The sequence below is a fragment of the Aquirufa beregesia genome, from assembly GCF_011090385.1.
Taxonomy (GTDB): Bacteria; Bacteroidota; Bacteroidia; order Cytophagales; family Spirosomataceae; genus Aquirufa; species Aquirufa beregesia.
In genome coordinates, this window is record NZ_SEWW01000054.1 from 1,860 (window position 1) to 4,383 (window position 2,524).

1 rRNA gene is annotated in these 2,524 nt (G+C 46.5%); it reads left to right on the forward strand.

Annotated features, from left to right (window positions below):
* Positions 1 to 363: 363 nt before the first annotated feature.
* Positions 364 to 2,524, forward strand: a 23S ribosomal RNA gene (locus EWU23_RS13865); the annotation flags it as partial.

Sequence of the window (2,524 nt, forward strand, 5' to 3'; positions counted from 1 at the left end):
AATCCGTTATTCTCCACACTGTTGAATAACAGAGATTAATAGCAGGGGTCAACGGAATTGCATTCTGCGTTGAATCCTTTATTGTCCACTTAGAGTAAAAACATTAAGCGAACGAGTTTAATGAAAACATTAGAGTAGAACTTAAAAGATAAACGATGATGTATAATTCATCATTTATAATTTATCCTTTAAGTATTGCCTCCCTCCTACTTCAACGGAAGTAAGGAAATAGGGAAACGATGTAATTGATTGGTAGGCAACTACTAAGAGATTACACAAGGTTCTTTGACATATTGTGAGAATAAAGTAAAGAGTAAGAGCAAAAATAGATAGCGATTGCCTTCGGGCATGAAGATATTAGAGAGTAAGTGAAATAAGGGCGTATGGGGGATGCCTAGGCTCTTGGAGGCGAAGAAGGACGTGTTAAGCTGCGATAAGCTTCGGGGAGGTGCACAAGACCCTTAATCCGAAGATTTCCGAATGGGGCAACCCACTAGATTGAAGATCTAGTATTCTATTTAAATAGAAGGCAAACCTGCTGAACTGAAACATCTAAGTAAGCAGAGGAAGAGAAAACAAAAGTGATTCCGTAAGTAGTGGCGAGCGAACGCGGATTAGCCCAAACCAGTGTTGTTGCGGCAAGACTGGGGTTGTAGGACTTCGATATCGATGGATTAAATGAACGAGAACTGTCTGGGAAGGCGGGCCGTAGAAGGTGAGAGCCCTGTATTGGTAAGTTTATTTCATTGTAGGAGTATCCTGAGTAGGGGGGGACCGGAGAAATCCCCTTTGAATCTGCCGGCACCATCCGGTAAGGCTAAATACTACCAAGAGACCGATAGTGAACGAGTACTGTGAAGGAAAGGTGAAAAGTACCCTGAGTAAGGGGGTGAAAAGACCCTGAAACCATACGCTTACAAGCGGTCGGAGCCCTTTCGTGGGGTGACGGCGTGCCTTTTGCATAATGAGCCTACGAGTTACTTTCACTGGCGAGGTTAATCACATAGATGTGAGCAGCCGGAGCGAAAGCGAGTCTGAATAGGGCGCTTAGTCAGTGGGAGTAGACGCGAAACTTTGTGATCTACCCATGAGCAGGTTGAAGCTCCGGTAAAACGGAGTGGAGGACCGAACCAGTTTACGTTGAAAAGTATTTGGATGACTTGTGGGTAGGGGTGAAAGGCCAATCAAACTGAGAAATAGCTCGTACTCCCCGAAATGTTTTTAGGAACAGCCTCGGGGTCAAGTTTTAAGCAGGTAAAGCTACCGATAGGACTAGGGGGAGTCAAATCCTACCAAATCCTGACGAACTCTGAATGGCTTAAAATATACCCGGGAGTGAGGGTTGGGGTGCTAAGGTCCCAATCCGAGAGGGAAAGAACCCAGACCAACAGCTAAGGTCCCAAAATCTTTACTAAGTTGAACTAAGGAAGTCTGATTGCAGTGACAGCCAGGATGTTAGCTTGGAAGCAGCTATTCATTTAAAGAGTGCGTAACAGCTCACTGGTCGAGCGAGGCGGGCATCGATAATAAACGGGCATCAAGTAAAGTACCGAAGCTTTGGATTATATTTATATACTGGTAGGGGAGCATTCTGATTGCGGCGAAGGTTGAGCGACGAGCTTGGCTGGAGCGATCAGAAAAGCAAATGTAGGCATGAGTAACGATAATGAGGGCGAGAAACCCTCACGCCGAAAGACTAAGGTTTCCTCAGCTATGCTAATCAACTGAGGGTTAGTCGGGGGCTAAGGGTCTAGCGAGAGCGACAACCTAATGCACAACAGGTTAATATTCCTGTACTTACTTATTGGGCAAATAGATGACGGAGAGAATGGGTTACCAGATACTGACGGAATAGTGTCTTTGAGAGGCGGCAGCAATGCCAAAACGAGTGTAGCGAGTGATCTTCCAAGAAAAGTCTAGGCGTGTATAACTAATAAGTAACCCGTACCGTAAACCGACACAGGTGGTCGAGAAGAATATTCTAAGGCGCTCGAGTGAATCACGGCTAAGGAACTCGGCAAATTAACCCTGTAACTTCGGGATAAAGGGAGCCTCGAGTAATCGAGGCCGCAGAGAAATGGCCCAGGCGACTGTTTAACAAAAACACATGGCTTTGCAAAATCGAAAGATGACGTATAAGGCCTGACACCTGCCCGGTGCTGGAAGGTTAAGGGGGGATGTTAGCCGCAAGGCGAAGCATTGAACTGAAGCCCCAGTAAACGGCGGCCGTAACTATAACGGTCCTAAGGTAGCGAAATTCCTTGTCGGGTAAGTTCCGACCTGCACGAATGGTGTAACGATCTGGGCACTGTCTCAGCCGTGAGCTCGGTGAAATTGTAGTAACGGTGAAGATGCCGTTTACCCGCAACGGGACGGAAAGACCCCATGAACCTTTACTATAGCTTAGCATTGAGTTTTGGTACTGGATGTGTAGGATAGGTGGGAGGCTATGAGCCGGTGTCGCTAGGCATCGGGGAGCCAACGTTGAAATACCACCCTTCTTGTACTGGAATTCTAATCCCTA